Source organism: Alishewanella longhuensis (genome assembly GCF_014653435.1).
Lineage (GTDB): Bacteria > Pseudomonadota > Gammaproteobacteria > Enterobacterales > Alteromonadaceae > Alishewanella > Alishewanella longhuensis.
This window is the reverse complement of sequence record NZ_BNAO01000001.1, coordinates 882,336-907,088: the sequence shown is the minus strand read 5'-3', so window position 1 is coordinate 907,088 and position 24,753 is coordinate 882,336. Positions and strand designations below refer to the sequence as shown.

General features: G+C 47.4%; 22 protein-coding genes. 9 read left to right on the top strand and 13 right to left on the bottom strand.

Going from position 1 to position 24,753, the window contains the following annotated elements:
- Window positions 1–145 precede the first annotated feature (145 nt).
- The gene (fldB, locus tag IE163_RS03860; RefSeq protein WP_189430367.1) at window positions 146–664 is read left to right on the top strand and encodes a flavodoxin FldB; all 519 of its coding nucleotides are present in this window, start codon (window positions 146–148) and stop codon (window positions 662–664) included.
- A 13-nt stretch (window positions 665–677) separates the two neighbouring features.
- Here the strand turns inward: fldB and IE163_RS03855 are convergent, their stop codons facing one another.
- Window positions 678–1,403, bottom strand: coding sequence for a tRNA1(Val) (adenine(37)-N6)-methyltransferase (locus IE163_RS03855; RefSeq protein WP_189430365.1), 726 nt, complete (start codon window positions 1,401–1,403; stop codon window positions 678–680).
- Between the two features lie 74 nt (window positions 1,404–1,477).
- Here IE163_RS03855 and srmB point away from each other — a divergent pair, with 74 nt between their 5' ends.
- Window positions 1,478–2,698 (top strand): ATP-dependent RNA helicase SrmB, encoded by a 1,221-nt coding sequence (gene srmB / locus IE163_RS03850; protein ID WP_189430363.1) that lies wholly within the window; start codon window positions 1,478–1,480, stop codon window positions 2,696–2,698.
- Between the two features lie 201 nt (window positions 2,699–2,899).
- Window positions 2,900–3,958: a S66 peptidase family protein gene (locus IE163_RS03845; RefSeq protein WP_229833416.1), complete on the top strand. Its 1,059-nt coding sequence runs from the start codon at window positions 2,900–2,902 to the stop codon at window positions 3,956–3,958.
- 59 nt (window positions 3,959–4,017) lie between these two features.
- On the opposite strand, the gene IE163_RS03840 is transcribed toward IE163_RS03845, so the two are convergent.
- Window positions 4,018–4,488 carry a GNAT family N-acetyltransferase gene (locus IE163_RS03840; protein WP_189430359.1) on the bottom strand — a complete coding sequence of 157 codons (471 nt, stop codon included), beginning with the start codon at window positions 4,486–4,488 and terminating at the stop codon, window positions 4,018–4,020.
- A gap of 118 nt (window positions 4,489–4,606) precedes the next feature.
- Between IE163_RS03840 and vapB the strand changes: the two genes are divergently transcribed.
- Window positions 4,607–4,840 (top strand): type II toxin-antitoxin system VapB family antitoxin, encoded by a 234-nt coding sequence (gene vapB / locus IE163_RS03835; protein ID WP_189430357.1) that lies wholly within the window; start codon window positions 4,607–4,609, stop codon window positions 4,838–4,840.
- On the top strand, window positions 4,840–5,244 hold the full coding sequence (vapC, locus tag IE163_RS03830; RefSeq protein WP_189430355.1) for a type II toxin-antitoxin system tRNA(fMet)-specific endonuclease VapC: 405 nt from the start codon (window positions 4,840–4,842) through the stop codon (window positions 5,242–5,244). Before vapB ends, vapC begins: the two co-directional genes overlap by 1 nt.
- Before the next feature lie 76 nt (window positions 5,245–5,320).
- On the opposite strand, the gene guaA is transcribed toward vapC, so the two are convergent.
- Window positions 5,321–6,898 carry a glutamine-hydrolyzing GMP synthase gene (guaA, locus tag IE163_RS03825; RefSeq protein WP_189430353.1) on the bottom strand — a complete coding sequence of 526 codons (1,578 nt, stop codon included), beginning with the start codon at window positions 6,896–6,898 and terminating at the stop codon, window positions 5,321–5,323.
- Between the two features lie 58 nt (window positions 6,899–6,956).
- On the bottom strand, window positions 6,957–8,426 hold the full coding sequence (gene guaB / locus IE163_RS03820) for an IMP dehydrogenase (RefSeq protein ID WP_189430351.1): 1,470 nt from the start codon (window positions 8,424–8,426) through the stop codon (window positions 6,957–6,959).
- Between the two features lie 162 nt (window positions 8,427–8,588).
- Between guaB and xseA the strand changes: the two genes are divergently transcribed.
- From xseA to IE163_RS03805, 3 genes are all read left to right on the top strand, one after another.
- Window positions 8,589–9,926 carry an exodeoxyribonuclease VII large subunit gene (gene xseA / locus IE163_RS03815; protein WP_189430349.1) on the top strand — a complete coding sequence of 446 codons (1,338 nt, stop codon included), beginning with the start codon at window positions 8,589–8,591 and terminating at the stop codon, window positions 9,924–9,926.
- A 201-nt stretch (window positions 9,927–10,127) separates the two neighbouring features.
- The gene (locus IE163_RS03810; protein WP_189430348.1) at window positions 10,128–10,772 is read left to right on the top strand and encodes a DsbA family oxidoreductase; all 645 of its coding nucleotides are present in this window, start codon (window positions 10,128–10,130) and stop codon (window positions 10,770–10,772) included.
- Window positions 10,772–11,953 carry a GGDEF domain-containing protein gene (locus IE163_RS03805; RefSeq protein WP_189430346.1) on the top strand — a complete coding sequence of 394 codons (1,182 nt, stop codon included), beginning with the start codon at window positions 10,772–10,774 and terminating at the stop codon, window positions 11,951–11,953. Before IE163_RS03810 ends, IE163_RS03805 begins: the two co-directional genes overlap by 1 nt.
- A gap of 17 nt (window positions 11,954–11,970) precedes the next feature.
- Here IE163_RS03805 and IE163_RS03800 read toward each other — a convergent pair whose 3' ends face one another.
- The gene (locus tag IE163_RS03800) at window positions 11,971–13,038 is read right to left on the bottom strand and encodes a hypothetical protein (RefSeq protein ID WP_189430344.1); all 1,068 of its coding nucleotides are present in this window, start codon (window positions 13,036–13,038) and stop codon (window positions 11,971–11,973) included.
- Window positions 13,039–13,376: 338 nt separating this feature from the next.
- On the opposite strand from IE163_RS03800, the gene IE163_RS03795 reads away from it, so the two are divergent.
- Complete coding sequence (locus tag IE163_RS03795) at window positions 13,377–13,952, top strand: gamma-glutamylcyclotransferase (RefSeq protein ID WP_189430342.1); 576 nt, start codon at window positions 13,377–13,379, stop codon at window positions 13,950–13,952.
- Between the two features lie 120 nt (window positions 13,953–14,072).
- Here the strand turns inward: IE163_RS03795 and IE163_RS03790 are convergent, their stop codons facing one another.
- The 8 genes from IE163_RS03790 to pilW form a co-directional block, all read right to left on the bottom strand.
- A complete protein-coding gene (locus IE163_RS03790; protein WP_189430340.1) occupies window positions 14,073–16,328 on the bottom strand; it encodes an arginine/lysine/ornithine decarboxylase in 2,256 nt (751 codons plus the stop codon).
- Window positions 16,329–16,331: 3 nt separating this feature from the next.
- Entirely contained in the window at window positions 16,332–17,825 is a 1,494-nt protein-coding gene (gene der, locus IE163_RS03785; protein WP_189430338.1) for a ribosome biogenesis GTPase Der, read from the bottom strand.
- Window positions 17,826–17,901: 76 nt separating this feature from the next.
- Window positions 17,902–19,089, bottom strand: a complete 1,188-nt coding sequence (gene bamB / locus IE163_RS03780; protein WP_189430336.1) for an outer membrane protein assembly factor BamB — start codon at window positions 19,087–19,089, stop codon at window positions 17,902–17,904.
- 9 nt (window positions 19,090–19,098) lie between these two features.
- Window positions 19,099–19,728, bottom strand: a complete 630-nt coding sequence (locus tag IE163_RS03775) for a YfgM family protein (RefSeq protein WP_189430333.1) — start codon at window positions 19,726–19,728, stop codon at window positions 19,099–19,101.
- A 20-nt stretch (window positions 19,729–19,748) separates the two neighbouring features.
- Window positions 19,749–21,014 carry a histidine--tRNA ligase gene (gene hisS / locus IE163_RS03770; protein WP_189430331.1) on the bottom strand — a complete coding sequence of 422 codons (1,266 nt, stop codon included), beginning with the start codon at window positions 21,012–21,014 and terminating at the stop codon, window positions 19,749–19,751.
- Window positions 21,015–21,194: 180 nt separating this feature from the next.
- Window positions 21,195–22,295 (bottom strand): flavodoxin-dependent (E)-4-hydroxy-3-methylbut-2-enyl-diphosphate synthase, encoded by a 1,101-nt coding sequence (ispG, locus tag IE163_RS03765; protein WP_189430329.1) that lies wholly within the window; start codon window positions 22,293–22,295, stop codon window positions 21,195–21,197.
- Complete coding sequence (locus tag IE163_RS03760) at window positions 22,295–23,230, bottom strand: RodZ domain-containing protein (protein ID WP_189430327.1); 936 nt, start codon at window positions 23,228–23,230, stop codon at window positions 22,295–22,297. The genes ispG and IE163_RS03760 overlap by 1 nt, the downstream gene beginning before the upstream one ends.
- A complete protein-coding gene (pilW, locus tag IE163_RS03755) occupies window positions 23,223–24,749 on the bottom strand; it encodes a type IV pilus biogenesis/stability protein PilW (protein ID WP_189430325.1) in 1,527 nt (508 codons plus the stop codon). Before pilW ends, IE163_RS03760 begins: the two co-directional genes overlap by 8 nt.
- Window positions 24,750–24,753 lie beyond the last annotated feature (4 nt).

The window sequence follows — 24,753 nt, the reverse complement described above, 5'->3', positions numbered from 1 at the left end:
CCCCAGTATAAGTGAGCGCTCAGCAACAGAAATATTATTCCCATAGATACCTGCTCTGCATTTTAAGCACCTAAGTAGCCCAAACTCGCATCTTGCCGGGGTTTGGGTATAAAATAGCGATATGGCGTTCTAGACGAAATCTCAAATGAAAATTGGCTTATTTTACGGCTCTACCACCTGTTATACCGAGATGGTGGCAGAGAAAATTCAGGCACTGGTTGGCCCTGAACTGGTGGCGTTACATAATTTAAAAGATACGCCGCTCTCGGCAATGGCCGATTACGATATCTTGATCTTAGGGCTATCTACCTGGGATTTTGGTGAAATTCAGGAAGACTGGGAAGCGCATTGGCCTGAGATCAATCAGGTAGATTTAAACGGTAAAATTATTGCCCTTTATGGCATGGGTGATCAAATTGGTTATGCCGAATGGTTTCAGGATGCGCTTGGCATGCTGCACCATGAAATTGCCCAGCAACAGGTAAAGCGGGTCGGTTTTTGGCCTAACAGTGGTTATGACTTTATTGCCTCAAAAGCGGTTACCCCGGATAACGAGTGGTTTTATGGCCTGGCGCTGGATGATGAAAACCAATACGAGCAAACCGACGAGCGTTTAGCACAATGGGTTGAGCAAGTACTTAATGAGATAAGTGACTTGCTCTAACTTACTGTTAATCCTAAAACTTTAAATAAAAATCTTTTAATAGTGCCCGGTATGCAGTGGAATATTGACCATCGGCAGCATGGATCTGCAAAGTGCTTGCAATGGGAAACGGAGTAGTGCCGTTGTTATCTTCGGCTAAGCGCCAGCTCTGTAAATAACGGCTTACCGGTTTTTCGGCCTTGCTTTGCACTGCACAAAGTCGCTGACACTGCCAACCGCTCGCGCTGGCGGCTTTGGCAAAAATTGCCTGGCTGGCTGCGGGTAATACCAAACAAAACTCGCCACCAGGCGCTAATAAGCTGGCCGCTTTACTAAGCAAAGCGCTAAAGGGCAAACTGTTGGTATGGCGCGCTTGTTGACGCTTCGCATCGCTACTGGGCAACGCATCCTGAAAAAAAGGTGGGTTAGACACAATTAAAGCATAACGCTGGGCGTCCTGATAGGTTAGAATATCGCCCTTTATCACAGTTATGGCCGTTGGCCAGGGGCTGTGCCGGACATTGTCCGTTGCTTGCATTGCTGCGGCGTCATCGAGTTCTACCGCACTAATCGCTAAGGTGCCCTGACTACGCTGCGCCAGCATCAAACTAATAATACCACTGCCAGCGCCAATATCTAAGATGGCACCGCTGGTCGGTAATTGTGCCCAGGCACCCAATAATAGTGCATCAGTGCCGACTTTCATCGCGCAATGCTGATGCGCAATATAGAATTGTTTACATTGAAAACCTGCTGACATAAGCCCTCCGCTGCCAGTTTAACCGCAGTAGCGCTGTATGTCATAAGGTAAACGTTTAACTTGAGGTAACACCCATGTCTTTTACCGAGTTTCAACTGGATGACGCCCTAAACCGGGCACTGGAAGTGGCGGGTTTTGATCAGCCAACCCAGATCCAACAATTGGCGATCCCCATAGCCCTGGAAGGTCGTGATTTGCTGGCCAGTGCGCCAACCGGCACCGGTAAAACACTGGCGTTTGTGCTACCTGCTATTCAGTATTTGCTGGACTTCCCGCGCCGCGATCCAGGCTTCGCCCGGGTGTTGATAATGACCCCTACCCGTGAATTGGCTTATCAGGTGTATGACGAGTTCAAACAATTTAGCCAGTTTACCACCTTAAATGTCGGCCTAATTACCGGCGGTATTAACTATGGTAGCCATAAAGATACACTGGAAAAAAACAACGATATTCTGGTGGCAACACCGGGCCGGTTAATTGAGTATCTGGACGAAGAAAGTTTTCAAGCCGATGAAGTAGAAATGCTAATCCTGGATGAAGCCGATCGCATGTTAGATATGGGCTTTGTTGGTGAGATGAACCGCATTGTGTTGGAAGCCAAGCGTCGTCGCCAGACGTTGTTACTTTCGGCCACCTTAGAGGGCGCTTCATTAGAACGTTTCGCCAGCAATGTGTTAAAAGAGCCAGAGCGGGTAGAAGCGCAGCCTTCGCGCAAAGAAAAGGCCAAAATTTTACAATGGTGCCATTTAGCTGATGATGCTAACCATAAGCTGGCACTGCTTATTCACTTATTAAAACAACCTGATGTCACCAAAGCTATCGTCTTTGTCAAAACCCGCGAGCGTTTAGCCACCCTTACCGGCCAGTTAGAAACAGCCGGTATTCGCAGTTGCTGGCTGCAAGGCGAGATGCCGCAAGATAAACGTTTGTTGGCCTTAGCCCGTTTTACTAATAATCAGGTGCGCATTTTGGTGGCTACCGATGTCGCTGCCCGTGGTTTAGATATCGACGATATCAGCCATGTTATTAACTATGACTTACCGCGCACGGCAGATGTGTATGTGCACCGGATTGGCCGCACTGGCCGCGCTGGTAAAAAAGGCACGGCAATCTCTTTGGTAGAAGCCCACGATATGGCCGTAGTAGGCAAAATTGAGCGCTATACCGAGCAGCCGCTAAAACGCCGGGTGATTGAAGGTTTACGCCCAAAAAATAAAGAAGCGAAAGTCACTAAAAAAGTGAAAAAGCCAGGTAAGTTAGCAGCAAAAAAATTGGCGAAAAAAGCCAAGAAATAAGTTTTTTCTGTATCTCATTCCCGCTAAGCCGCAGCCTGTACTGCGGCTTTTTCTTATCTTGTTTATATCCGCCAGTCACAACCACTGCTTAAGGTGTGTTGATTTTTAACGCACAACTACTGCAATTATTCCAAAACCATGGTATCAATAGGAATAAATTATTACTGTCTACTGATGGCTGTTAAGTCAAAGGAGTCGCTCGTGAACAAACGCCAATTTATTAAACACAGTGCCCTGGCACTTAGCATGCTGCCATTAGCTGGTTGCAGCATTAGTGCCGCCGCAGCCACTTCAGCCAATGCCACACCTAGCCGGATTTTGCCCAAAGCTTTAAATAAAGGGGATACCGTAGGCTTAATCGCCTCCTCAGCTGCAGTCGCAGATTTGGAAGATTTGGTCATTGCCAAAGAAGTACTGCAGGCAATGGGGTTTAAGGTAAAAAGCGGCCGTTTTTATAATGAGCGTCGCGGGCATTTAGCTGGTCGGGATGAAGATCGGGCCGCGGATTTAAATGCGATGTTTGCCGACAGCGAAGTAAAAGCCATTATCTGCGCCCGCGGTGGCTCTGGTGCAGCCCGTATTTTGCCGCTGCTTGATTACGCCATGATCCGCCGTAACCCAAAACCCTTACTAGGTTACTCCGATATTACCGCCCTGCATAACGCCCTCCTTGCCAAAGCGGGCTTGGTGAGCTTTCATGGTCCTAACGGCATCGGCAGCTGGAATGCCTTTAATGTCGACCAATTTGAGCGAGTATTCTTTCAGCGCGAATTACTCACCTATCAAAATGAACAAGATCCGAAAGGTGAACTGGTGGTGCGGGAAAATCGCACCCGGGTGATCACTTCGGGTAAAGCGCAGGGGCAACTGATTGGCGGCAATCTTACCGTGCTTACTGCCTTGGCTGGCACGCCTTACCTACCCGACTTTCAGGATAAAATTCTGTTTTTAGAGGATATTGAAGAACAACCTTATCGTATTGACCGCATGATGAGCACCCTTCAGCTAATGGGAGCCCTGGATAAAATTAAAGGCTTTATTTTTGGTGACTGTAACCGCTGTAGTCCGGGTAATGGTTGGGGCAGTTTAACCCTGGATGAAATTTTCGCTGACTTTATTAAACCGCTGGGCATACCGGCCTATCGTGGCGCTATGATTGGCCATATCCCGAAACAATTTATTGTACCGGTAGGCGCCAAGGTTGAAATGGATGCGGATAACGGTACCTTCAAATTGCTGGAGCCGGTGTTTCAAAGCTGAGCAAACGGCTAAGCAGCACCTGCCAAACCGGTGCTGCTGGCTCCCTAAAATCACGTCGCTTAAGCCTGCCAGTGCATAATGGTCACTAGCTTTCCCTCGTAAAGTTCCTGTTTTAGGGGCTGCCAACCTAGTTGCTGGTAAAACTCCGGCTTGTTTTCTGTAAATAAATACAGCTTGGTTAAACCGAGCTGCTGCGCTTTAGTCATAACTTGCGTTACCAGCCATTTGCCTAAACCTTTACCCCGCGCGGCGGGGGCCAGGTAAATATTCGCCAGCCAGGGTGATAAATCGAGATTGGTTTGCATATCCTGCAATAAAATAGAGGCCGTACCCACTACTTGTTCATCTAACAGCAGCACCCAACTCAGTGGCAACTCAGCGTCGTTTAAGGTAGCCGCTAAATCGCTGGCAAAATCAGCCTCGCTTTTCTCTGGAAATAACGCCCCCCACTCGTGATAGTGCCACTTAGCAATTTCTGGAATATGTTCAGGGCAGTGTTTTAGCAAGGTTAAAGTGGGTTTATTGCTCATTGAAAGAGGTTGTCCATAAAAGGTATTTAGAATTATCGAACGCCATTACAGGTAGATACCTTGAGTATCTACTATTAGGGTTTATAATTATTATACTCGTAAATTTTAGGAGCGTATTATGGATACAGGTACTGTTTTTAAAAATAACAATACGCAAGCGGTACGCTTGCCGGTTGATGCTCGCTTTCCGGACGATGTAAAAAAAGTCACAGTGCGCGTTGTAGGAAAAGATCGCATCCTTACGCCTGTTAGCCATAGCTGGGATTCTTTTTTCTTACAAGGGCCTGCCGTGACAGAAGACTTTATGCCTGAGCGCGCTTCGCAGGAACAACAAGAGCGGGAAGCCTTGTAATGCTTAAATACCTGCTCGATACCAATATTTGTATCTACGTGATTAAACGTCGCCCCTTGGAAGTGCTAGAAACCTTTAACCAGTACGCAGGTTTGCTATGTATTAGCAGTATTACTTATGCTGAGCTGTGCCATGGTGTCGATAAAAGCGCGAAACCCGAGCAAAACCGGCAAGCAGTAGAAGATTTCTGCTCCAGATTAGTGGTATTACCCTATAGCGAAAAAGCAGCACAACACTATGGTGATATTCGCGCAGAACTAGAAAAAGCCGGTACGCCAATAGGCGTTAATGATCTGCATATCGCAGGCCATGCTAGAAGTGAAGGGCTGGCACTGATTACTAACAAAACCCGAGAGTTTGAACGTGTGGCAGGCTTAAGAGTCGTAAACTGGCTAAAAAAATAAGGTCACATACAAATAGTATGTGACCGGGGTGAGCGGCGAAGACAATGCCGCTACAGTGACAAAGACAACGCCAAAACTATTCCCATTCTATCGTTGCTGGCGGCTTGCCTGAGATATCGTAGACGACTCGGGAAATACCATTAATCTCGTTAATAATCCGATTCGACACCTTACCCAACAACTCATACGGCAAGTGCGCCCAATGGGCGGTCATAAAATCGACGGTTTCAACGGCGCGCAGTGAGACTACCCAATCGTACTTGCGGGCATCGCCCATCACACCCACCGATTTTACTGGCAGGAATACCGCGAAGGCCTGGCTGACTTTATTGTATAGATCCGCTTTATGCAGCTCTTCAATAAAGATTGCATCGGCACGGCGCAGAATATCGCAATATTCTTTTTTGATTTCGCCAAGTACTCTTACACCTAAGCCAGGGCCTGGGAACGGATGACGGTATAGCATATCGTACGGCAGGCCTAACTCCAGGCCGACTTTGCGCACTTCGTCTTTAAACAGTTCGCGCAGTGGTTCAACTAAACCCAGCTTCATATGAGCTGGTAAGCCGCCCACGTTATGGTGCGATTTAATCACATGGGCTTTACCGGTAGCTGAGCCAGCAGACTCAATCACATCCGGATAAATGGTGCCCTGTGCTAACCATTTCGCATTTTCCAGTTTTTGCGATTCTTCGTCGAACACTTCGACAAAGACCCGACCAATAATTTTCCGCTTGGCTTCTGGCTCATTTTCGCCGGCTAGGGCATCAAGGAAACGCTGCTCGGCATCAATCTTGATAATGTTAAGACCAAAGTGATCGCCAAACATATCCATCACCTGCTTGCCTTCGTTTAAACGCAGCAAACCGTTATCTACGAACACGCAGGTCAGGTTTTTGCCGATAGCGCGGTGCAACAGCATGGCCACCACTGAGCTATCCACCCCACCTGATAAGCCTAAAATAACCTGATCATCACCAATTTGCTGTTTTAAGCGAATTACCGCATCTTCAATAATTGAAGCTGGCGTCCACAGCTTGTCACAGCCACAGATATCCACCACAAAGTGCTCTAACATGCGCAGCCCCTGACGGGTATGCGTCACTTCCGGGTGGAACTGCACGCCGTAGAACTGGCGAGCTTCGTCTACCATGCCGGCATGTGGGCAAGTTGAGGTGCTGGCACAGGTCACAAAACCTGCTGGAATTTGCACCACTTTATCACCATGGCTCATCCAAACATCTAACAAGGCGTTGCCATTGCTACCAATATGATCTTCAATTTTGGCAAATAAATCGTTTGCTGCCACCACTTCTACCTGGGCATAGCCGAACTCGCGCATATCCGAGCCTTGCACCTTACCGCCCAGCTGCTCGGCCATGGTTTGCATACCGTAACAAATACCTAATACCGGCACGCCAGCCTCATAAACATACTGCGGTGCACGTGGTGAATTAGCTTCGTGTACGCTTTCCGGGCCACCCGATAAAATAATACCGGTTGGGTTAAATTCACGGATTTGTGCTTCGGTCACATCCCAGGCCCAAAGCTCACAGTACACGCCAATTTCGCGCACACGGCGGGCGATAAGCTGGGTGTATTGCGAACCAAAGTCGAGGATTAAAATACGATGATGATGGATGTTTTTGTTCATACTAACCTTTACAAAGTAAGCGGGCTGGCCATAAGCCAGCCCTGAAAGCCGAAAGCGGTTAACCTAACCGATAGTTGGGTGCTTCTTTGGTAATTTGCACATCGTGCACATGTGACTCGCCCATGCCTGCTGCTGTCACTTTAACAAACTGCGGCTTGGTTCTTAACGTTTCGATATCCGCAGAGCCGGTTAAGCCCATGGCTGAGCGTAAGCCGCCCATTTGCTGATGGATAATATTTTCAATCGGGCCTTTATACGCCACACGGCCTTCAATACCTTCTGGCACCAGTTTTTCCGCATTGTTGCTGCCCTGGAAATAACGATCTGAAGAACCATTACGCTGGGCCATAGCACCTAACGAGCCCATACCACGGTATGACTTATAGTAACGGCCTTGATATAACTCTACTTCACCCGGTGCTTCTTCAGTACCAGCAAACATAGAACCGACCATCACACAATGGGCGCCAGCGACTAAGGCCTTGGCTACATCACCAGAGAAACGGATACCGCCATCGGCAATAATGCAGACATCAGTACCTTTTACCCCTTCCACCGCATCAGAGATAGCGGTAATTTGCGGTACACCACAACCAGTAACAATACGGGTGGTACAAATAGAACCTGGGCCGATACCCACTTTCACGGCATTGGCACCGGCTTCGGCCAGCGCCTTGGCACCTTCGGCTGTGGCGACATTACCGGCAACAATTTGTAAATCAGGGTACTGGGCACGGGTTTGTTTTACGCGATCAATAACACCTTGCGAGTGACCATGCGAGGTATCAATCAGCAGGATATCCACACCAGCTTCTACCAAGGCCGCAATGCGTTCGTCTGTGCCTGGACCAACACCGACCGCAGCACCCACCCGTAAGCGACCTAATTCGTCTTTACAGGCATTGGGCTTGCTGGCCGCTTTGTAGTAGTCGCGAACGGTGATCAGGCCTTTTAATTTAAAGCTATCATCCACTACCAAGACTTTTTCAATGCGATGCTTATGCATCAGCTTTAACGCATCTTCACGCGGTGCGTTTTCGTTTACTGTCACCAGCTTTTCGCGTGGCGTCATCACTTCGGTAACTTTAGCTTGCAGGTTAGCTTCAAAGCTCATATCACGGCCAGTAACAATACCGACCAGATCGCCTTGCTTGTCTAATACCGGAAAGCCGGAGAAGCCATGTTGCTGGGCTAAAGCCTGCACATCCCGCACCGTCATATCGGCCAGCGCAGTGACCGGATCAGATACCACACCACTTTCGTATTTTTTTACTTTACGCACGTTGGCGGCTTGTTCTTCAATGGTCATATTTTTATGAATAAAACCAATGCCGCCTTCTTGCGCTAAAGCAATAGCTAAGCGCGCTTCCGTTACGGTATCCATAGAAGCGGAGACCATAGGAATATTAAGCGTGATTGTGTTGGTTAATTTTGTGCGTAAATCCGCAGTATGGGGTAGCACGGAAGAGTGCGCCGGTACCAATAACACGTCGTCAAAGGTAAGGGCTTCTTTAATGATCCTAAGCATTGCAACAATCTCGCTGTGTGGATGAAAAGATAGGGAATGTTGCGGTGCAATTTTAGCGGAAATCCGGCGATAGAACAAACGGTTTTTTCTTTTTGTCAGCACAGGGCACAATGACGTACACTGCCCTTATTAATTATCTGAGTAATCCCCCCTGAGTAGGCTATGCAAAACCCCGATATTTATACCGTCTCCCGCTTAAACAGCGAAGTGCGCTTAACGCTGGAGTTACAGTTTCAGCAACTGTGGCTAATAGGCGAAGTGTCTAACTTTGTGGCGGCTGCCTCGGGGCACTGGTATTTCAGCTTAAAAGATCAGGCAGCACAGGTAAAAGTCGCCATGTTTAAACAGGCTAACCGCAATGCATTGATTAGGCCACAGAATGGCCAGCAAGTGATGATTCGCGCCCGCATTAGCGTCTATGAGCCACGAGGTGAATATCAGCTGCTTGCTGATTTTATCGAACCCGCCGGCGCTGGTTTGCTAAAACAACAGTTTGAGCAACTAAAAGCGAAGCTTGCCGCCGAAGGGCTCTTTGCGCAGGAACGGAAAAAGCCTCTGCCGGCAAACCCTCGACGGGTCGGTATTATTACCTCAGCTACCGGTGCTGCCGTACGCGATATTATTACGGTTATGGCGCGCCGCGCGCCGGGTATAGAACTGATTATCTATCCCTGCCAGGTGCAGGGCGACACTGCCGCACAGCAGCTACGCACTATGCTTAGCATTGCGATACAACGTAATGAAGTGGATGTACTGATTATTGGTCGTGGTGGTGGCTCGCTGGAAGATCTCTGGTGTTTTAACGATGAAGGTCTGGCCCGTGCCATAGCCGCCTGCCCTATCCCTACGGTCAGCGCAGTAGGGCATGAGATTGATTTTGCCTTAAGCGACTTTGTGGCCGATATGCGTGCGCCAACACCATCGGCAGCGGCTGAGCTGGTTTCACCCGATCAGAGCCAACATCTTATTAGCCTGCAACAACTCGCTACGCGTTTGACCAGAGCCCAGAGCCTGTATTTACAGCGCCTTGCCCCTAAGCTTAGTCAGTTACAGCAACGCTTGCAGCAATTACATCCACAGCGGCGCTTAGAGCAACAACAACAACGGCTAGATGAGTTGCAGCTGCGTTTGCAGCGACAGATGCAACAACAGCTACAACAAATCAAACGCCAGCACAGTTATTTACAACAAAGTCTGCAGCATTTATCGCCGGCTAAAGCCATTATGCAACAGCAACAGCAGCTGCAACAATTGAGCAAACGGTTAGCACAGGCGCAGCAACAGCAGATAAAACAACACAAACAACTACTAGCCACCCTTAGTGCTCAACTCCATACCGTAAGCCCTTTGGCGACCTTGGCACGCGGTTACAGTATTAGCTTTAATGCCGAGCAACAAGCACTGACCAGCGCAGCGCAGCTTAAGGTCGGTGAGACGATTAGCACGCAACTAGCAACAGGGCGTTTTGCTGCAGTGGTCACTGAGATACTTAATACCTAAGTATTATCTCAGTTGCCGCACTTTTTGAGCCAATTAACGGTAAGTACCGTACAGAGATAGCGTTGAACACAGCAAAGCAATCTTCAGCTTAATTGCTTAGCTAAGTATCTCAATGAGTTGCTATTCTAAACCTGTTTTAAACTTGTTTACTGCAAAATAACGCAGTACCTTGTTTCATAAGACCAATAAGGACGCTTTGGCATGACCCCCTTAAAGATTGATTTAGTTTCCGATATCGCCTGTCCCTGGTGTGCCATAGGCTATGCGCGTTTAGAACAAGCGCTGGCAACACTGCCAAATATTAGCGTCGAATTAAAGTGGCGCGCTTTTGAATTAAACCCGGACAAAAAAGCCCCACAAGAAGCCATTTTACCGGCACTTAGCCGAAAGTATGGCAAAAGTGAAGCGGACATGCGCCAGGCCCAAGCACACCTGATGGAACTCGCCGCGGGCCTGGGGCTTAACTTTAGTAAGATGCAAAAGCGGTTTACCTGCAATACCTTTGATGCCCACCGCTTGGTGAAATGGGCCGACACCTTCGGCAAAGCCACTGCCATGAAGATGGCATTATTTACCGCCTATTTTGGTGAAGCGGCTGATGTCTCTAATCACCAGGTATTACTTGATTGCGTGCTTAACACTGGGCTTGACACAACAATAGCGCAACAACTCCTTGCTAGTGATGACTACGCGCAGCTGGTGCGAGAAGATATTGCCCAGTACCAACAAACTGGTATCTCATCTGTTCCCGCCTTTATTATTAATAATCGATACCTAATTTCTGGCGCACAAGAACCACAACAATTGGCCGCGGCTCTGAGTCAAATTGCGGCGGAAGCAAACTAGTGCATTTACCCACCGTGATTACGCTGGCACTAGCAACCAATTTTATTGTTGGCCTGTATCTTTACCTGCTGTACCAGCGCAAGCCTAAAGATCGCTGCTTTAAACTGTGGTCCTATTCCTGTGGCTTTTTTGTGCTGGGTTCTGCTCTGGTGGTGTTACGCCCTTATGCCATTCCAAATTTTTTCAGCTTTTTTATTGCTGATTGCTTGCTATTGTTGGCACCGGTTTATTTACTAGCAGGATTGGCGCAATTTTCCCGGTTTCGCTATACCAAACAGCGTCGCCAGCAAGCGTTAGGCACGCTGGCAATAGTGATAGCAATTTTTTTGGCGAGTTATCAGCAACCTGGTTTACTCAGTATCACAGTAGCCTTGGCTATAGCGCTAACATTTTGCTTATGTGCTTACCTACTGCATAAATCTATCATCACCGAACCCACTTTCACCAGAACACTGCAAAGCGTGTTTTTGCTTCATGCCCTGGTGATGTTTATTCAAGCTTTACTGGTAATGCTTAATTGGCAGCAACTTAATCTACATGGCCTCCCGGAGTCGTCGGTTTATACTTTGCTCAGTCATATTTTACTGACTACCCTTACCACCTTGTTACTACCTTGGTTAAGCTTCTTAAAACTGGAACGTAAACTTACGCTAAAATCACAACGTGATGGTTTAACCCGCCTGGCAAACCGCGAGCATTTTTTTAATCAGTTGGAGCGCTATTGGCAGCAATACCCATCTACGCCTGCGGTTTTTATGATGATTGATATCGATTTCTTTAAAAAAGTGAATGACACCTTCGGTCATGCCGTCGGTGACCAGGCTATTGTTTCGGTAGCCAAGCTATTATCAAAGCAGTTACGCAGTAACGATATTATTGGCCGAATTGGTGGTGAAGAATACGCCGTGTTGCTCATTGATATTGACGAGCAAACTGCACTAAAAATTAGTCATCGCTTGCGTCAACAAGTAGCAGAGCAATTAAAGTTTATTGAAGAGGCCAATGTTGAACTGACCATCAGCATTGGCATGGTGCATGTTATCCCCGTGCAACACGATCGCATTACTGCATTTAAACTAGCTGATGACGCACTCTATGCCAGCAAACAAGCTGGCCGCAACACCGTAACCTTGGCTAAGTTTGGACCGGACATTGATAACGGGCTAAAGTTTGACATTTAACCCGCATAGCAAACGTATTATTCCACTTCAAAGCGCCAGCTTAACTCAGCGGTCACCGGAACAACGTCTTGAGTAAATAAATAGCTAACACTACCTTGCAGTTGCTGGCGCCCCTCAAGAAAGCCACCTTTACTGGAAGCTTTGATATTACTTAGTAAAATACCACCGTTACTGCCTGAAATCGACTCAAGGTCATCGAGAAAATTGACCCGGCGCAACTCATCTCCTGACCAGGAGATATTAGCAATAACATCAACTGAGCCCAGGCTCGGTAAACTGAAACTATAGGTATGCCTGTTGACGTCATAGCTCAGTGTCACCACGCAATCGTCTACTGAGATCGGGTACCCTTCACCACTGATTATATAGGTGTAATTGTGGGCCGGTTTAGGCGGATCAATGGCAACGCCTTGCCCCCTGTCAGCAATGATAGACTTGCCTTTGCACGAGGCCTTGGTATCATAAGATAGGCCCCAAGTAGCAAAATTCCCTTCCGCTACAAGCAATTTTGGCATCTGCCGCTGACCGCTGGCGATACCATCGGCGAATTTCTTGCCGGTTTCAATCAGGCAAGCGGTATCACCGTTGCACATTTCCATAGCAGCGGCCATATCGGCATATTCGTTCTCCGCAGTAGCCGTATTTTCGTCTTCAATATGCTCCTCAAGCGAGCGCTCAATGAGTCCGGCTAAAGGATCAAAAGCACTGACCGTCTGCATTATCAAGGGAAACTCGACCTGGTAAAGACGATTTACCGCCAAAGATTCCCACTCAATATTATTGCGCGCACCTTTGGTTCCCTTCCCCCGCACTTCAAGTTTGATTTTAAGCACGCCGGCAGTTCCTTCAGGCGCTTTATGAACAGTAGCAGCGATGGCAGGTCCAGCCGATGAGACTATAGCAAAGGCAAGGAACAATGCGGCAAGCCGGGATCCCCAAGTCTGGCGGCTAAGATTATGCCACTGCTGAACCGCATTCTTGTTACAACTCGAAGTTTGATATTGCAACACTTCTTGAGAAACATTACCGGATGCTTTTCTGTCAGTTTCAAAGTGCCTTATAAACATTCGGGTCATTATGCCCATATTGACTGCACTTCTGCTCCTTGTTACTGCAGATTGAGTATTATCGTAGCTGCACTTGATTGCCATGTTGCTTCACCCAATTTATTTAAAGTCACTAATTATGACACTAAATAATAATAAGAGAAATAGTGCTCGAGCAGAAAAATATATCTGGTCAGCTAACCGTTTTTCTGAAGGATTATTCCGGTGTACCAAAACTCGCCAATATTAATTGGCCAGACAGAAAAACTTACTGATAAAAAAGCATTAAGTTAACCTTTACTGCATTTTTGCTTAGCTTATTGGTAGTATCAACACTGATACTCTCGTGCTGATTTGATGTACTTGTCTGGAGCCTTATGTCACACAATACTATTGCCTTAAACCAACAACGCCAACCGCTACAGCATCTGGAGTCGGTGTGGCTGTTTGGCTATGGTTCACTGATTTATAAGGCCGATTTTCCCTATCTGCAATGTAAGCCAGCTTGTATTTATGGCTGGCAGCGGCGTTTTTGGCAGGGTTCACACGATCATCGTGGCACGCCGGAAGCACCGGGTCGGGTAGTCACGCTAGTGGCAGCCGACGGTGCGCGCTGTGTTGGTATGGCGTATCAGGTTACACCGGAGACCTTTGAGCATCTGGATCATCGCGAGAAAAACGGCTATCTGCGCTTTTTTACCGAGTTGCATTGGTTAGACGGATTTGGCCAGGAAGTCGGTGTGGTTTATGTGGCAAGCGCTGATAATGCGGCTTATTTAGGACCAGCCAGTGAGGCAGACATTGCTGCGCATATTGCGAAAAGCCAAGGACCAAGTGGCACGAATAGCGACTATTTACTGCAGTTAGCGCAGGCGTTGCGTATGTTGAGTGAGCAGGATGAACATGTATTTGCGATAGAACAGGCGCTATTGCTACAGCTTGAGCAGCGTTAATCAACAGCTTTAGCAATGCGCTCTACGTTCGCCCGTTAAAAAAACCGGGATGCTAACTAGCTATCCCGGCTTTTTGTTGGTAACGGCTTTTAGCTGCTATTAAGCAACACCGTTTAAATCTTATTCTTTCACCACATCAATAAAGTATTTCACTTCACCATCTACCATTTCACGAACTAAACCGTGTACGTCGGTTTCAAAGCCCGGGAATTCGCCGTTAAAATCACGGGTGAATTTCAGGTAATTGATAATGGTTTTGTTAAAGCGCTCGCCCGGCACCATCAGTGGAATACCCGGTGGATAAGGCGTTACCAGCATCGCGGTTACCCGGCCTTCAATTTCATCAATGGATACCCGTTCAATTTCACGGTGCGCCATCTTGGCCCAGGCATCGGCTGGGGTCATGGCGGTATCAATATGCGATAAGTACATTTCGGTGGTCACTTTCGCCACGTCATACTTACGATACATATTATGAATACGCTGACACAGATCGCGCAGGCCGACTTTTTCATAGCGCTTATTCTTAGCGGCAAATTCTGGCATCACCCGCCACATTGGCAGGTTTTGATCATAGTCGTCTTTAAATTGCTGCAGCTCGGTTACCATCGAGTTCCAGCGCCCCTTGGTAATCCCAATGGTAAACATAATAAAGAACGAATAGAGGCCGGTTTTTTCAATAATAATACCGTGCTCTGCCAGATATTTACTGACAATGGCCGCCGGGATACCGGTTTCATCAAACTGACCATGCAGGTTCATGCCAGGGGTGATAATGGTGGCTTTAATCGGATCCAGCATATTAAAGCCCGATTCAATTTCACCAAAGCCATGCCAGCTATCGGTAGCATGCAGCACCCACTTCTCACGTTTACCTATGCCCTCTTCTGGCAGTAAATCCGGGCCCCAAACTTTAAACCACCAATCATCATCGCCAAATTCGGCATCGACTTTACGCATAGCGCGGCGAAAATCGATGGCTTCCAATAGCGATTCTTCTACCAGAGCAGTACCGCCCGGTGGCTCCATCATCGCCGCAGCTACATCACAGCTAGCAATAATGGCATATTGCGGGCTGGTAGAACTGTGCATTAAATAAGACTCGTTAAAGCGGTGTGTATCTAAATTACGATGCTGGGCATTTTGCACCAAAATTTGTGATGCCTGCGATAAACCCGCTAACAGCTTATGGGTAGATTGAGTAGCAAACACCAGCGTCTCTTCAGAGCGCGGCCGATCTTTACCTATGGCATGCATATTGTGGTAAAACTCGTGAAAGCTGGCATGCGGCAACCAAGCCTCATCAAAATGCAACGTATCAATGGTTGAACCCAGCTCTTGCTTAATCTCTTCCACGTTATACAAAATACCGTCATAGGTACTTTGTGTAATGGTTAAAATACGCGGTTTTTTGTTTTTCGCATTGCGGGCAAACGGATTAGCTTCAATCTTTTTGGCAATCGCCTCTGGCGAGAACTCGCTTTTGGGAATAGGGCCGATAATGCCAAAATGATTACGGGTTGGCATTAAAAACACCGGAATAGCACCGGTCATAATAATCGAGTGTAAAATCGATTTATGACAGTTACGGTCTACTACTACGATATCGCCGGGAGCGACCACGGAGTGCCACACCATCTTGTTTGACGTAGAAGTGCCGTTGGTTACAAAAAACAGGTGATCAGCGTTAAAGATCCGTGCGGCATTGGCTTCACTCTCGGCTACCGGCCCGGTGTGATCCAGTAATTGCCCCAACTCATCGACCGAGTTACAGACATCGGCCCGCAACATGTTTTCACCAAAGAATTGATGGAACATTTGGCCAACAGGACTTTTCAAAAAGGCCACGCCGCCGGAGTGCCCCGGGCAGTGCCAGGAGTAAGAGCTGTCTTGTGCATAATCCATTAGTGCATTAAAAAACGGGGGTGCTAAGGCATCTAAATATTTACGCGCTTCGCGGATAATATGCCTTGCCACAAACTCTGGTGTGTCTTCAAACATGTGAATAAAGCCATGCAACTCGCGCAGAATATCATTTGGGATATGGCGGCTAGTGCGGGTTTCACCGTATAAGAAAATAGGAATATCGGCATTGCGCTTGCGCACTTCTTTCACAAAGGCACGTAGCTCTAACAAAGCGCTGTTTACTTCGGCATCGCTACCGCCACCAAATTCTTCATCGTCAATGGATAAGATAAAACATGATGCTCGACTTGCTTGCTGGGCAAAGGCGGTTAGATCGACGTAACTGGTATAACCAATCACTTCAAAACCGTGACTACCTATGGCTTCAGCCAGATCACGAATACCGGAGCCTGAAATGTTCTCTGAGCGAAAATCTTCATCAATAACGATAACGGGAAAACGGAATTTCATCTGTTAATCCTTACTCTTAGTCTTTTGCGCTAAATTTTGCCGTGCTTTTAACAAGCGTTCGCGTTTATATTTTTGCAGTGCTGTCTCGGTATTCTTTTTAGTTGGGGTAAAGGGGTTTTCACCTTCCCTAAATTCAATTCGAATTGGCGTACCCATCATTTGCAGCGCTTTGCGGTAATAATTCATTAAATAGCGCTTATAGGAATCAGGTAAGTCTTTTACCTGATTACCATGGATCACCACGATCGGCGGATTATAACCACCGGCATGCGCATATTTAAGTTTAACACGACGACCGGCAACCATCGGCGGTTGGTGATCTTCTTGTGCCATTTTCATAATACGGGTAAGTAACGAGGTACTAACCCGCTTAGTGGCAGAATCAAAAGCTTCCTCTACTGACTCAAATAAATTACCGACACCTGAGCCGTGCAACGCCGAGATAAAGTGCAAACGGGCAAAATCGATAAAACCTAAGCGGCGATCCAGCTCGCGTTTAATTTCATCTTTAACACTGTCGTTTAAGCCATCCCATTTATTTACGGCCAATACCAGTGAACGGCCAGCATTAAGGACAAAGCCTAAAATACTTAAATCTTGATCTGAAATACCTTGGCGTGCATCAACCACCAAAATAACCACGTTAGCATCTTCAATGGCTTGCAGGGTTTTTACTACTGAAAACTTCTCAACCATGTCATCGATTTTGCCACGACGACGCACCCCAGCAGTATCAATCAGGGTGTAATCACGTTCATTGCGCTTCATCGGAATGTACACCGAATCGCGGGTGGTGCCTGGCATATCAAACACCACTACCCGCTCTTCACCTAAAATACGGTTAGTTAGCGTTGACTTACCGACATTAGGACGACCAACAATGGCCAGTTTAATGTGCTCTGAGCGCAAACGGGCTGCTTCGGCCTCTGCCTCCTCTTCGCTAACCGAAGTAAGATCCAGCTCCGGCGCCGCTTCACCATCGGCTAATGCCGCGTCTTGTTTGGCTTGTAAAAAAGGTAGCAGAGCGTGTTGTAATAATGATGATACGCCTCGACCATGTGCAGCCGCTATCGGGTAAACCTCACCAATGCCCAGGCTATAAAAATCAGCCACGGCGGTATCGGCGTCCAAACCATCGGTTTTATTTGCGACCAAGAATACCGGCTTTCTTACCCGACGAATATGATCCGCAATCGCCTGATCGCCGACAGTAGAGCCCGCCCGGGCATCTACCATAAACAACACCACATCAGCCTCGTCGATAGCTTTTAACGATTGATCAGCCATTTCCACTTCGATACCTTGCTCATTGCCATCGATACCACCGGTATCTACCACAATAAACTCCATACCTTCGAAGTTAACCGAACCATATTTGCGATCACGGGTTAGCCCCGGGAAGTCGGCTACTAAGGCGTCCCGAGTACGGGTTAAGCGATTGAATAACGTTGATTTGCCAACATTGGCACGCCCTACCAGGGCAACTACAGGTAACATTTTGTCAGCCTCTAAAATAAGAAAACAGGCCCTCTCATTAAAGGCCTGTTTTCTGCTTAATATTTAAATACGCAGTTTAAGGCGTTTGTAATAAGGTTAGCTCACCATCACGGGTTGTGATCACTAAATAATCACTGTTCGCCACTGCTTCGCGATAAAAACCTGAGCTATCAAAACGCTGCCGGGCAACAAAGTCACCGGTACTGCGGTCCAGCCAATGTAAGTTACCTTTATTATCACCGATAACCAGGTAGTCTTTATATACCGTTGGACCAGTTAAAAAATGCTTATGTAAACCGGTTTGGCTCCATAATTCTGTACCATTACGACGATCTACTGCATAGATACGACCAACCGAGTCCACCAAATACAATACAGTACCTGACACCGCCATATTACGGAAACTGGCGTAATCGCGCTTCCATAATTGTTGACCGCTACGTAAATCGAGAGCAAATAACTCGCCATTGAACGCGATACTGTAAATAGTACCCGCTACTACTATAGGTTTTGCATCTACATCAACCAAGCGCGATAAATCAGTGCTACCTTTGGGCGTAGCGATAGCCTCTTCCCAGGCTTGGAAGCCACGGTCGACCACTAATACACCCACCCGACCATTAGCAGTGCCGTAAACAACACCACCGCTGTCGATTACTGGCTCACTGACGCCACGGATGGTTAGTGGTGGTTGCTCGTTCTCAAAAATCCAACGCTCTTCACCATTGTCTGGGTTAAGGGCAATCAAGCCACCGGTGCCTAGTTTAACCACCACAAAGCCATCACCCACTGCAGGGCTAGTTAACACTTCGCCTGGTACCTGACTACGCCAAACCAAAGTACCGGTTTCAGCATTCAGCGCTACAACATCACCGTTCTCAGTACCGAAGTAGATGTTGCCATACCCTTGGCTAATACCACCGGCAATACGGGCATTTTCCGACGACCAGTTTTGCCTTAAGCGCTCCCAGGTCGACAAGGTATCATCTTTGCGTAAATCAAAGGTCCATAGCCGCTTACCGTTTTTGATATCTGCAGCTAGCACTATACCTTCACGACTCGCCATATAAACCTTGTCATTAAACAACAAAGGTTTTAAACCTGACTCGTAGTGTTTAACACCATTACCCACCTGAATGTCCCAGACCTTTTTGGGGCTAATGGTATTTTGCACGTCTGGTAATACCAGCTTTTCTTTACTTGAACAAGCAACTAAGGAAAAGGCTATCAGGGCTATGGCTGCGTTTTTAATGGATAATTTCATGCCAGCCCCTTAGTTCGCTGCAGTGATGTGCGCCAGCTCATCCAATTTAATTTGTAACAGCTGGGTATTATCACCGGCTTGCGCCAATGCTTGCTGAAATGCTGCTTTAGCCGCGGCTAGATCACCACTGGCTTGCAAGATATCACCTTTTAATTCAGCTTGTTGCGCGGCAAAGCTTGCTGGCATGGTTTGGTTTAGGGTAGCCAATGCTGCCGCTAAATCACCAGTTTCACGTTGTACTCTGGCCAAACGAATTTGTGCTATCGCTTTCACATTGGCATCTTTACTGTTTTGCTGTGCCCAGTTTAGATGATTGCTTGCAGCCTGAAAATCACCTGCATTCACCGCTTCCTTCGCTGATAACAACGCCGCAAAGATGGCGTAGTTGTTGCTACCTTGCTCGCCAATAAAACGCTGCGCCTGAGTCAACCACTCTTCATTATTACCCTGCTGCTGGACCAGTTGAGCATAACTATTAGACAAAGCTTCTGCGCTGGCCCGCTGCTCTGCCTGGAAATACCGCCAGCCGTACAATGAGGTTAAGCCAATAACCACACCGCCTAAGATAGCTTTACCGTATTGATTCCAAAACCGTTTGATGGCTTCAACTTGTTGTTCTTCACTCGTGTAAATTTCCACCTAACTACTCCGTTATTCTCTCAGGCCAGATGCTGAACCAATTCGCTCAGCTTAAGGGTTTGTTGTGGCTTATCCTGGCGTAACCATTTTAGGGTCACGTCACCGCGTGCCAGTTCTTCATCACCTAAAATCAGTGCCAGCTCAGCACCCGATTTATCAGCTTTTTTAAATTGCTTTTTCAGATTGCCGCCGCCGCAGTGCAAGATAACACGTTTTGCGGGCAAATCACTACGCAGCCTTTCGGCAACACTTATTGCGGCAAGTTCCGCAGACTCACCTACCGCCATCAGATAAATATCGGCGCTAGCCGCTAATGCCGGAACTAAGTTTAGTGTCTGCAATAATAGTATTAAACGTTCCAAGCCCAGAGCGAAGCCTACAGCTGGGGTAGCCTTACCGCCTAACTGTTCAACTAAACCGTCATATCGACCACCAGCACACACTGTGCCTTGTGAGCCCAATTCAGTGGTTACCCACTCAAATACTGTGCGGTTATAGTAATCTAAACCACGAACCAGACGTGGATTAAGCGTAAATTCGATACCTGCTGCGGTTAAACGTTGCTGTAACTGCGTAAAATGCGCAGCCGATTCTGCATCTAAATGCTCTGCAAGCTTAGGCGCTGCAGCCAGCATCTCGGCCATAGCCGGGTTTTTGCTATCTAACACCCGTAACGGGTTGCTGTATAGACGCCGCAAGCTATCTTCGTCTAGCAAATCTTTATGCTGCTCAAGATAGGCAATGAGTGTATCGCGGTAAGCCGCACGGGCATCATTTGAGCCCAAGGAGTTTAACTCGAGCTTGACATATGGCGTCAGCCCTAGCCTCTGCCAGATGCGGGCGCTAAGAATAATGACTTCGGCATCAATATCTGCGGTGGCAATACCGAATGCCTCTAAGCCAAATTGATGAAATTGGCGATAGCGGCCTTTTTGTGGCCGTTCGTGGCGAAACATCGGACCGGTATACCATAGCCGCTGTTCCTGATTGTACAGTAAACCGTGCTCGTTACCGGCTCTTACGCAGCAGGCCGTGCCTTCAGGACGCAAGGTTAGGCTGTCACCGTTACGATCAGTAAAGGTATACATTTCTTTTTCAACGATGTCGGTTACTTCGCCGATAGATCGCTTGAATAGCTCTGTCATTTCAACGATAGGAAAGCGAATCTCGCTGTAACCATAACTGGCCACTGTATCCCGCAGCACTTGTTCTACATATTGCCACAGACCAGAGTCTTGCGGCAGGCAATCGTTCATACCGCGAATTGCCTGAATTTGTTTCGACAAAATAATTCTTCCGTTTTGGGTTAACATTTATCCCCAAACAACCTGAGTCATTTGAGTTTAGTGCAAAGCTCAACCAATAAAGGATGCAAAAAAATGGATGCGATTATATACCGAAACAGCCACAAGATGCGAGCTTCAGAGTTGCAGAGCGCAGTGGTAAGCCATTTCTGCGTTACTCATTTATAACTGCTTTATCGCGATACGCTGCTGCAGGTACTGCCGAACTTGCTGCTCGAGCTGCTCGGCAATCTGCTCATTGTCTAGACGCAACCGTTGCCGCTCGCCATTGATATAAAAGCCACTTTTACGATTGGCACCAGCAACACCGAGATCGGAGATTAACGCCTCGCCTGGACCATTTACCACACAACCGATCACTGAGACCGTTAGTGGGTCGATCACATCTTCCAAACGTTGTTCCAGTTCATTCATGGTTTTGATCACATCAAATTCCTGACGGGAACAACTGGGACACGCTATAAAGTTGATGCCGCGAGCACGAATGCGCAACGATTTTAGAATATCGAAAGCAACCTTTACTTCTTCTACGGGATCCGCAGCTAGCGAAATACGCAAAGTATCGCCGATACCTTCGGCCAACAACATACCCAAACCAATAGCAGATTTCACTGCACCTGCTCGGGCGCCGCCAGCTTCGGTGATGCCTAAATGCAGAGGTTGCTTGATCTGCTTCGCTAACAAACGGTAAGCGCCTACTGCTAAAAAAACATCTGAGGCCTTTACGCTAACCTTAAATTGATCAAAGTTTAAACGATCCAGGATATCCACATGCCGCATAGCCGATTCAACTAAAGCTTCCGGTGTAGGCTCACGGTATTTTTCCTGAATATCAGCTTCCAGTGAACCACCATTTACACCTATACGGATCGGAATATTATAATCTTTTGCTGCATCAACCACGGCACGTATCCGATCTTCACGACCGATATTGCCTGGGTTAATACGTAAACAGTCCACGCCATACTCCGCCACCTTAAGGGCGATACGATAGTCAAAGTGGATATCGGCCACCAGCGGAATAGGTGATTGTTGTTTGATCAGCTTAAAGGCTTCTGCCGCATCCATCGTCGGCACCGACACCCTTACCAGATCCGCACCAGCGGCGGCAATTGCGCGAATTTGTGCCACGGTCGCTGCAACATCGGTAGTTCGAGTATTTGTCATAGATTGCACTGCGATGGGGGCGTCACCACCAATCACTACGTTACCCACTTTGATTTGGGTACTGTGCCGACGTTTAATCGGGTTTTCTGCAAACATTATTCGTCTTGTCCTGCCAAAGTAAATTTCGCGACACGGCCACCAGGAAAGCCCGACATATCAAAAGGCTTTTGGTTAATATCTATTGCAACAACACTTGGATTACCTAAAGTAATGGTAAAAGGACCTTTGGCGTTAAGCTCCATGACATAGCCGCTTTGCTTGGTACCATAAGCAATACGTTCGCCATCGCCATCTAATACATCTATCCAGCAATTGTCGCTAAAAGTCATTTTCAGTCGATCTAAACCGCTATTACTACTATCACCAAAGGACTCGGTCGGATTCTCGGCCACCGCTGCGACTTCTGCCAGTTGTTCAGCCTCTTCGACCAACACTGGCTGCTCTGTTGCCGTTAAATCAGGCTCTGCTTCAACAACTTCGGGGTTGATAAGCCTAGCTGAGTCAGAAGCCTGCTCAACACTCAATACTGTACTGGTTTGCGGAAGCGCTGAAGCTTCAGTCGCAATGGGATTACTGAGTGTTGTTTCTGCACTGCTTGTTGTAGTATTAAAATCGCGGGCGCCTTGCCACAACCACACCGCAAAAGAAGCCAGCAGAATGGCCAGGATAACATAGGTTAACCACATAAAACGGGTTTCAGTTTGTTGCTTGGCTTGCCGGTTAGAAAAGGTTTTCATGGCTTTAACCGGGGCGCTTTTCACCTGATGTGTTTGTTCAAACCGGCTCAGCAGCTGTTGCTCGGGTATTTTTAAAAATCGGGCATAAGCACGCAAGTATCCACGCATAAAAGTAGGCAGTATCGTTTTGTCTGGTTGGTCAGCTTCAAGGCAATGCAATACATCAGCTTTTAAATTAAGCTGTTTTGCAACATGTTCCAATGTAAGCTTGCGCCGCTCGCGCTCTTGTTTAAGTAGTTGGCCAACCGTTAATTCCGGTTGTTCGGCCGCTGGAGCTTGTTCATTATTACTCATGATTTATTGATGCCGGATCCACAATATAGAGCTTTTGACCTATTTTTAACCGACTTCTCTCCGTCAGTTCATTCCAAGCCATAAAGCGTTCTAATCGAATATTATAGCGATAAGAGATGGCGAACATAGTATCACCGTCGGCGACTAGATGATAATACTCATCTACAGGTTGCGCATTGGCCAGCCTTACCGGTGGCGCTTGCGGTTCTGGCGGCGCATCGTTGGGTCCTAGCCAAACGCGTTGCCCAACCCTTAATCGCGACTCAGGGGTTAACTTATTCCACTCTTGTAAACGAGCTAATAAAATATTGTAATTCACCGAAATGCTATGCAGGGATTCGCCCTCTGACACAAGATGATAAGGAACCTCACCCGGTTCCGCCTGCTCAGCTGAGAAGCTGGCAGCAGAATTACTGTTGTTGGTAACAGTCAACGATTCGGTCGCTGTAATTAGCGGCTCTGATACATTTAGAGGTTGTGGTTGCTGCATCGGATTCGAAACAGCTGATGACACTGCTGTTGCTGTGACAACCGCTGCAACATTAACGGTAGCGCTCTGCTCACTAACTGCAACTACAGGCTGTACCGAAGGTTCCTCAGCCGTTTTTCGCCGAATTCTAAGCTGTGGATTAGCCACCGGCTGAGTCAGCGCCACCTGACCAGTGCTGGCGAAGGTAGGTTTTAGATTGGCTAACATATGCAATTTATAGCGTTCGCGTAGCTGCTCAAACTCGCTTTCTTGCACACGCTGTTGCAGCACTAAGCGTGCTTCAGTACTATCGATATACAAGCTCAGGAGTAATTGTTCTGCATGGCGCATCGTTGGCACATCGCCTTGCTTTTCTGCTACCAGAAAACTTAGCAATGTGCTGCGTGGTGAAACCCGGCCAAGTCGCTGGATCCGCTGTAAGTCGGCCTTGGCATCGGCTAAGTTACCCATAGCATAGTTGACTGCTGCACTATTAATTAAAGTGCTGACCCGAGTACCATTATGGCTAATAGAAGAACTTAAATAAGTACGCGCTTGCTCAAAACTGTCTTGCTCTAACTTACATAACGCAAGATTCTCGTAACTTTCCGCCACCCTGATATAACCAGGTTTCGATATCGCTGACAGCAGCAACCGTTCTGCATCCTCAAACCTGTCGATTTGACACAAAAAGGCACCATAGTTGTTATAAGCATCAGCATTATTACTATCTTTGGCAATGGCCTGCTTGTAGGCATTTTCAGCTTGTACCTGCTCTCCTACTGTTTGATAGTAGAACGCCAACGCGTTGTATACTTCAGGTAAATTCGGCGCCATGCTGCGGGCGCGCTCAAGGTTAAATAACGCTTGCGTGGTATCACCACGTCTTAAATAATTTAAACCCAACGAGATCCGGGTTTTAGCGGCTTCAGTGTTATCAACATTACGCTGCGTGACCTGACGATCATTGGCAACATAAGTACTCTCAGACACACAGCCTGAGAGTATAAACAGAGCCGTAAGCGCGGTGACAACAGGATATTTCTGCATTACC

Coding starts and splice junctions, on each gene's coding strand:
- vapB (WP_189430357.1), top strand. CDS start 4,607: ATGGATACAGGTACTGTTTTTAAAAATAACAATACGCAAGCGGTACGC.
- IE163_RS03790 (WP_189430340.1), bottom strand. CDS start 16,328: ATGAAATTCCGTTTTCCCGTTATCGTTATTGATGAAGATTTTCGCTCA.
- IE163_RS03810 (WP_189430348.1), top strand. CDS start 10,128: ATGACCCCCTTAAAGATTGATTTAGTTTCCGATATCGCCTGTCCCTGG.
- IE163_RS03795 (WP_189430342.1), top strand. CDS start 13,377: ATGTCACACAATACTATTGCCTTAAACCAACAACGCCAACCGCTACAG.
- IE163_RS03800 (WP_189430344.1), bottom strand. CDS start 13,038: ATGGGCATAATGACCCGAATGTTTATAAGGCACTTTGAAACTGACAGA.
- ispG (WP_189430329.1), bottom strand. CDS start 22,295: ATGTTTGCAGAAAACCCGATTAAACGTCGGCACAGTACCCAAATCAAA.
- fldB (WP_189430367.1), top strand. CDS start 146: ATGAAAATTGGCTTATTTTACGGCTCTACCACCTGTTATACCGAGATG.
- guaB (WP_189430351.1), bottom strand. CDS start 8,426: ATGCTTAGGATCATTAAAGAAGCCCTTACCTTTGACGACGTGTTATTG.
- der (WP_189430338.1), bottom strand. CDS start 17,825: ATGTTACCTGTAGTTGCCCTGGTAGGGCGTGCCAATGTTGGCAAATCA.
- IE163_RS03840 (WP_189430359.1), bottom strand. CDS start 4,488: ATGAGCAATAAACCCACTTTAACCTTGCTAAAACACTGCCCTGAACAT.
- guaA (WP_189430353.1), bottom strand. CDS start 6,898: ATGAACAAAAACATCCATCATCATCGTATTTTAATCCTCGACTTTGGT.
- IE163_RS03760 (WP_189430327.1), bottom strand. CDS start 23,230: ATGAGTAATAATGAACAAGCTCCAGCGGCCGAACAACCGGAATTAACG.
- pilW (WP_189430325.1), bottom strand. CDS start 24,749: ATGCAGAAATATCCTGTTGTCACCGCGCTTACGGCTCTGTTTATACTC.
- xseA (WP_189430349.1), top strand. CDS start 8,589: ATGCAAAACCCCGATATTTATACCGTCTCCCGCTTAAACAGCGAAGTG.
- vapC (WP_189430355.1), top strand. CDS start 4,840: ATGCTTAAATACCTGCTCGATACCAATATTTGTATCTACGTGATTAAA.
- IE163_RS03855 (WP_189430365.1), bottom strand. CDS start 1,403: ATGTCAGCAGGTTTTCAATGTAAACAATTCTATATTGCGCATCAGCAT.
- bamB (WP_189430336.1), bottom strand. CDS start 19,089: ATGAAATTATCCATTAAAAACGCAGCCATAGCCCTGATAGCCTTTTCC.
- srmB (WP_189430363.1), top strand. CDS start 1,478: ATGTCTTTTACCGAGTTTCAACTGGATGACGCCCTAAACCGGGCACTG.